This window comes from Zavarzinella formosa DSM 19928 (genome assembly GCF_000255705.1).
Taxonomy (GTDB): domain Bacteria; phylum Planctomycetota; class Planctomycetia; order Gemmatales; family Gemmataceae; genus Zavarzinella; species Zavarzinella formosa.
The window spans coordinates 323,404-330,423 of the sequence record NZ_JH636447.1 but is presented as its reverse complement, the minus strand read 5'-3'; the positions used below and the strand labels follow the sequence as shown (position 1 = coordinate 330,423).

Genomic DNA, 7,020 nt, shown 5'->3' with positions numbered 1-7,020 from the left:
AAGCGTCAGCGAAGGCCACGCTTCCCGAGTGATGTCGCTGTCCGTGAAAGGAAGAACCTTCCCCGGCCCAAGCGTGGCCCTCGCTGACGCTTCCGGCTCCGAAAGAAGACAACCACCCTCTTGCTCCCCCTCTCTGCCAGGAGAGGGGGCCGGGGGGTGAGGTCCGCGACCGGAACCCGCAAGAAACCCCAATCCACAACAAATCGCAACTTCACAAGACGAGACGAAAGGGCAAACCATCAATCTTGTGATACGGGCCAATCAAACATGCTTATCAACCCACGCCATGCGGTCAATCATGCCGGACGGATGATATGATCATGAGCATGTCATTTTCAGAGATTGTCGCCATGCGTCTGCTCGTCGTCGGGCTATGCGCCCTCATCGTTCCGTCAGTCGTTTGGGCTGACCCCTCCGAAGAGGCCGCCATCGAAGCGATAAAGAAACTCGGCGGGACGGTCGAGCCGAACGGGAAGGTCGCGTATCTTGATGGTCCAAAGCTGACGGACGTTGAATTCAAGGCGCTGGGCAGGCTCAAGGGACTGACCAGCCTCTATCTCCATGACACGCAAACAAGCGATGCCGGGATGAAGGAACTGGCCGCGATCAAGAGCCTCACAAACCTCAGCCTCTCAAACATGGAGATTTCAGACGCCGGGATGAAGGAACTGGCCTGTCTCAAGAACCTCACAAACCTCCGCCTCATCAACATGTATGTCTCGGACACCGTTCTGAAAGAACTGGCCGCTCTCAAGAGCCTCGCTGTCCTCGATCTCACCTTCACGAAGATTTCAGACGTCGGGCTGAAAGAAGTGGGGGCCATCAGGAGCCTCGCCAACCTCACCCTGACACGCACGAAGTTTTCGGACACCGGCTTGAAGGAATTGGCCTCGCTCAAAAACCTCACCGTCCTCGACCTCTCGGACACAGAGGTTTCGGACGCCGGATTGAAAGAACTGGCCTCGCTCAAGGAGTTGACCAACCTTGGCCTGTCTTACACAAAGGTTTCGGACACCGGGTTGAAAGAACTGAGCGCGTTCAAGAACCTCACAGACCTTCGCCTCTCGGGCACGATGATTTCGGATGCCGGGTTGAAAGAACTGGCCCCCCTCAAGAACCTCGCTTTCCTGTCTCTCACTCGCACGCAAGTTTCGGACGCCGGGCTGAAAGAACTGACCGCGATCAAGGGGCTTGCCCAACTCAATCTTCGCGGGACGAAGGTGACGGACGCCGGGGTGGCCGGGTTCGAGCAAGCTCGCCCGAAATGCCAGGTCAATCGCTAACCGTGTCGGGACTGTGGATCACGGCAAACGCCCGGCCCCAAGGCCCGCCGCTCCGTCGAGTTGCGATCAGGACAGGCGGCAGAGGAATGAAGAAACCCGTGAAGCCGCGACGCGGAGTCTTCGCAGCGGAGCGCGGCGACGGAAACCCCGATAATGCCTCCGCTCCTGCACGACGACCGGCGAGCCGGGTGGCGTCAGCCCCCGGAGTCTGTCGCCCAATAATCGCTCAAGCCATTACCGTGTGACGAACTCCGGGGGCTGACGCCACCCGGCTCGCCATTGATTGCATGTTCAGTGATTGAATGCCGGAAGTCCGCGCTCCGCTGCGAAGACTCCGCGTCGCGGCTTCACGGTTTTGCGTAGCCATTAGTCTCTGGCGATGGCCAGCGACACCCCATCCGAAAGCGTGCGGCTTGATCCGGCCGCGTTTTTGCAATCCCGCCGCCAGACCGCCGGTTATCGGCCCCATCTGTTAAGCGCCGACCGGTACCGGCGCGCCCTTGACGGACACCCGTGGTTTACGCTGCGCGAAGCCGACGCCATGCGGCGAGATCCGCAGGTGACGTTTGCCTTGCGCATCCTCCGGGCTGCTCTTTATCAAGTCAAAGTCAACATCGTCGCCGACGACAAGAAAGTCGGCCAATTTGTTCAACAGCAGTTTCAAAAAATCTGGCGAAGTTCGCTTCGGCAATTCCTCGGATTCTTTGAATACGGCGTCAGCGTCGGCGAGATCAGTTACGCCACCGAAAAGAAGCGGGTGGTGTTTGATCGCTTCGACCCGGTTCACCCTCGCGATGCCCGTCCGTTGGAATTTGCCAGGGGAAAACATCGCGGCCAGTTTTGCGGCATCCGCGTCCGGGGACGCATGGCCTCGGATTGCAAAGGCGGCGAGTTCGACTTGCTCGCGCCGCACGCCTTCTGGTTCTCCGGTGAAAGTGAATACGGCAGCTATTGGTCCCAGCCGCGCATGGCCGGGGCCTATGAGCCGTGGCTCGAAAAAAGGGGCCGACACGGGGCCGTCCAATCCCGGCAGTTGTGGTTCAAAAAGGGCGCGTTTTCCGGCGGCTCGATTCGCTATCCGGTCGGCCGGACCAGTTACGACAACGGCGACGGCATCACCAGCATCGACAACCAAGACCTCGCCCGGCAGATCGCCGAGGATGTGATGGCCGGGGCCGTCATGTCCCTCCCCTCGACGATGGACAAAAACGGCCAGTTCCTCTGGACCTACGAACCCCCCAAGGCCGGCAATGAAGTCCGCAACATCCTCGAATACCCGCAGGAACTCGACAAGGAAATCCTCGTCGGCATGGGCATCCCTCCCGAGCTCGTCAGCGCCGCCACCGTGGGAAGCGGCTACTCGGGCCGCGCCATTCCCGCCCAGATGTTCTTCAGCAGTTGCGACGAAGTTGTTCACTTATTAGTCGATGCGATTGACCGCCAGATCTTGCGCAATCTGGTCGTTATCAACTTCGGCCGACAGTGTTATCACATCCTCCCGGACTCGCTGGCCGAGAAGGTTCTGGCTGACAACGACAAGAGCAAGGCCAAGCCGAAGGGCAATGACAAACAGCCTGTGCAATTATCGTTGACCGCCCGCAAGCGGCTGGCCCGCAAACTCCGAAAGCTGGAACACCGCCTCAAACTAGCGTGGTCGTCCTCCGACAAGGACAAACACCCACGGGAGAAGACTGGACGGTTTGCCAAAAAAGGGAGTGGCGGAGGCGGTGGCAAGGGCGAGACAAGTCAATTCGCCGCAAAATCCGCCGACAATCAACAATCGTCTCCTCCGTCGGCCGGCGCGAAAAAGAAATCAGGCTCAAAGGCAGGCCAGAAGACCAAGGGTAACTTGAATCGACTGGCCGGCCTGGCATCCCCGGAAATGCGTGATCTCAAAACACCTTCAGATAATCCTTATCTCACCCAACATTTCGACGCCGGAGAGGCCCATGCCCGCGAGATCATGCGAGGGCTGGATATGATCCCGTTAAAAATCCACGAGCATCTTGCCGCAGGCGAGACGACCTTTCATCTGGTCAACAAGTTGCGAGACCGGATAGATCCCGGCTTGGCGAACGGCATGGATCTGGATATTCGGGCCGGCATATATGATCCCGTTCGCTGCGAAGCCATCGTGGCGAATTCATTCATTAATCCAAGCACCGGCGAAGAGGAATCGCCCGCGAAACCTGCCGACCTCGTTTGCGAAGAGTTGTTTCACGCCCTCGACCACCTGTACGGCGGCGATACTTATCTTTCTTCCGCCGACCCTTCGTTCCTCGCCGCTTACGACACTGATATGGCGGCATTTGACCCGAACCATCAAGCCGCATTAGATTACTACTTGCCGAAAGATCATCCTGATCCGGTGGTTGCCGAACAAAGCCTGATGATCGCCAGAACAGAGGTGTTCGCCCGGCTGGCGGTGACTTGGTGCATGGGGCAACCCGCGGACGACATTGACCAACTGCTGTTGGATTCATTCCCCAAAATGGCTAAGGTGGTGACAGAATGGCTTTCCGCCAATTATCCCAAAACGAACAACCCATGAACAACTCCGCCGCAGACGAGACCTATTACATACTTGTCCGCGAGGATCATGTGCTCATTCGGGTTCGGGGGATTTCAAAGACACTGGCCGTTAGCGCCGGACGATTTGTCATGCGGCCCGGCGACAAATTGCATGGCGTCACCTATCAGGAAATCGTCGACTTCGGATCCGGCGCGGTGCGATTTCTGGCGCCCGAAGAAGCCGGCGGCCAACCACGACTTGTCCGAGTGCCGCCAATGCTCAAACTTCCGCCGCCTCGCCCCTCGGCGGAATCGCCAAAACTGTCAAGACGTCGGGGCGGGCCGGCCGAGTAATCGCACAAATCTTTCATGTTCCTCAGTCGGTGGAATTTGTCCGAAATATCTGCGGGACGTGAAGGAGCAAGAACAACAATGACGGTTTACATCTCCATTGGGAAAAAGAATGTGGTTTATGTCATCACAATAATCACTCCTCCCCCCGACGCCGACAGGCCGTTGCCCAGCGGCCGGGCGATGGCCACCATTCGTCCCGGCCAGTCCTTCCGCGGTTACACCCACGATGAACTGGTCGCCATTGGCAACGGCAAGCACGATCTGACACCGAAATCAGCGCCGTCTCATCCTTCGGCTTGAACAAATCAAGGTCCTTGGGCGGCTGAACTCGTTCGGCGACGGAGAGACTATGCGGCCATCACGATCGCCGGTGTTGTGGTTTTTCGCGATTACTTATGCGATCACGGGCATGGGGATTGGCGTCCTCTCGTACTGCGTGGCGAATCGTCTGCCATTCAACACATGGATGCCTTACGCCCCTTACCTCACGGGGACCGCGCCGAGCCTCGCCGGGTTGGTGATGTTGTTGTGGCTGTATCGCCTCGAGGGCATCCGGCGGCTGGCCGTTCAATTTCACCCTGCGTTATTGCGCCAGAACTGGCCGGTGCTGGCTGTCTGTTTGCTGCTTCCCCTCGGGGTCGCGATTCTGACGGTCAAAGTCGCAGCCATGTTCGGTGATGCCGATTCGCCCCTGTCGCCGCGATGGCTGGCCAAGTATCTCCATGTCGCGGTGATCGGCCAGGGTTTTCTGGGCGCGGGGATATTCGAGGAAATCGGCTGGCGCGGCTTCGCCCTGCCTCACCTTCAACGCCGTTGCTCGGCCCTGACGAGCAGCCTCCTCATCGGGGTCGTGTGGGCGTGCTGGCACTTGCAGAATTGCATCGCCCTGACTCCATACCCCGTGTTTTTGGATCCGTTCCCTTGGGCGAGATGGGCGGTTTATGTCCCCACGGTCATGGCGTATTCGGTCATCTTCACCTGGGTTTACAATTCAACCGGCGGAAGCCTGCTCGCGGTCGTGCTGCTGCACGGGGCGATCGACGCCCCAGAGCAACTCTTCCAGCCGGACCCGCCCGCAATCCCCCAATTGTGGCTGGGCTTGCCCTATATGCTCATCGCCGCCGGGCTGACATGGCGATACGGGGCCGCCAACCTGTCCCGGCGCGCCCGCGTCGTGGCGTAGGCAGTCCATCGTTGAATCAAACTCACGGCGCCAGCACGGGCGTGTCGCAAGAACGATTTTGCGATGATTCGGGTTTGACAGTCGCCTTGGGGTCGGTTAGCCTGCGCCGTTGGCTGGCATGGATAAACAATACACCACTAGTGCAAAATCAAGCAGCAACATTTGCAAGCGATCCCAAGAGCCTCACTGCGTCAGCGGTGGGGGTGGCCGTCACACTCGGGGAGCCACCCCCACCGCTGACGCAGTGGGGCTCTTGAATATCTCACACAAGATGTTTGTTGAATTTGCACACATGGGGAGGTTTGTGATGGAACACAAGGGGCCTTGTCGCGGACATCTCGCCTGTCTGGGGGCGCTGGTGATCGGCGTCGGCGTGGTGGTGTTTTGCTTTTTCGGTGTCCGTCGGCCGCCGACTGACGGCGAGCACAAGCCGGCCGGCCCTGCGGTTCAGGAACAGTTTCAATCGCTGTTCGACTCGTACAACGAGGATCAGCGACGATGGTCGCAAGCGATTCTGGCGGCCCGTTCGGAGGCCGAGCGGGAAGCCGTTCAACGAGTTGACGATCAGGCGCATGCCCGCAAAATTTGGAGTCTGGTTCAGAACTCGCCCGACGACCCGGCGGCGCTGGGAATTTGCTGCCGCATCGTCACCTGTTTTTGCTATTCCGACCAGGTCGACGAGGCGTTCGCCCTGCTCCGTCGCTCATCCTTGCGGGATTCCCGTCTGGGGGAATATTGCCATCAACTGGCGTTGTCCCTCTCCCCGTCGGCGGAGAAGTTCTTGCGAGTGGCCCGCGAGGAACACGCGGACGCCGGCGTCCGCATTCAGGCGGCCCTGGCGCTGGCTTGTCACATCCGCTGGCAAACACTGGAGCAACACGCCAGAACACGCAAGCAGGGAGACACGATTCACCTGGACCATCTCGACCCGACCGAGGAGATTCGCCTGATCGAAGAGGTGGAGACGATTTGCCAGTCGCTCATGGAAAAGCATGCCGACATGCCCTACATGGCGGAAGACGATGAGGGAAGACCCGCCCAAACGACCATCGGCAAACAAGCCCGCGCGATCATGGATTCGATGGAGCAAGTGGACATCCGGCGGCTGGCGCCCGGCAAACCGGCGCCGGACATCCGGGCGGCCGACAGCAAGGGCAAGTCGCTGCAACTGAGCGAATTTCGCGGAAAAGTCGTGCTGCTGAGCTTTGGCGGACAACACTGCACGCCGTGCCGGCAGATGATCCCCCATGAGCGGGCGCTGGCGGAGCGGCTCAAGGAACGACCCTTTCAACTGATCGGCTTCGACCGCAGCGAAGAGGACACCATCGACGGGCTAAAACAATTTCTGGCCAAAGAAAACGTCACTTGGCGAGTTTGCCCTGGACGCTCCAAAGATGGCCGCGATCTCTTTCGGGCGTGGAACGTCCAGGGAATCCCGGTGTTCTACCTCGTCGACGACCGGGGCGAGATTCGCCAGCGGTTCGACGGTTACACCGAACCGGCCGTGCTAAACGCCGCCACCGACCGGCTGGTGCAAGAAGCGGAAGCCCGAGGCGGGCGGCCTTGAACGCAATACTCTGCGCGCCTCTTTGAAGTGGCGTTTTTGGGCTTTCAGAGCATGTTCTTGGTATTGGCGAGCCGAGCAGCATCAGCTGCCGGGTGGCTTGCTGTGGTCGAGTCGCCTCCCCT

6 protein-coding genes are annotated in these 7,020 nt (G+C 59.4%); all 6 read left to right on the top strand.

The features are described from left to right. Positions 1-320: 320 nt before the first annotated feature. The 6 genes from BGIM_RS0138285 to BGIM_RS58995 all read left to right on the top strand — a co-directional run bounded on the left by BGIM_RS0138285 (position 321) and on the right by BGIM_RS58995 (position 6,898). Positions 321-1,283, top strand: a complete 963-nt coding sequence (locus BGIM_RS0138285) for a leucine-rich repeat domain-containing protein (protein ID WP_238537806.1) — start codon at positions 321-323, stop codon at positions 1,281-1,283. A gap of 379 nt (positions 1,284-1,662) precedes the next feature. Further along, positions 1,663-3,834 carry a phage portal protein family protein gene (locus tag BGIM_RS0138280; RefSeq protein ID WP_020474899.1) on the top strand — a complete coding sequence of 724 codons (2,172 nt, stop codon included), beginning with the start codon at positions 1,663-1,665 and terminating at the stop codon, positions 3,832-3,834. Continuing rightward, entirely contained in the window at positions 3,831-4,148 is a 318-nt protein-coding gene (locus tag BGIM_RS0138275; protein ID WP_020474898.1) for a hypothetical protein, read from the top strand. Before BGIM_RS0138280 ends, BGIM_RS0138275 begins: the two co-directional genes overlap by 4 nt. 78 nt (positions 4,149-4,226) lie before the next feature. Then, complete coding sequence (locus BGIM_RS0138270) at positions 4,227-4,448, top strand: hypothetical protein (protein WP_020474897.1); 222 nt, start codon at positions 4,227-4,229, stop codon at positions 4,446-4,448. 49 nt (positions 4,449-4,497) lie between these two features. Then, on the top strand, positions 4,498-5,331 hold the full coding sequence (locus BGIM_RS59000; protein WP_020474896.1) for a CPBP family intramembrane glutamic endopeptidase: 834 nt from the start codon (positions 4,498-4,500) through the stop codon (positions 5,329-5,331). Between the two features lie 307 nt (positions 5,332-5,638). Continuing rightward, positions 5,639-6,898, top strand: coding sequence for a TlpA family protein disulfide reductase (locus tag BGIM_RS58995; protein WP_020474895.1), 1,260 nt, complete (start codon positions 5,639-5,641; stop codon positions 6,896-6,898). Positions 6,899-7,020 lie beyond the last annotated feature (122 nt).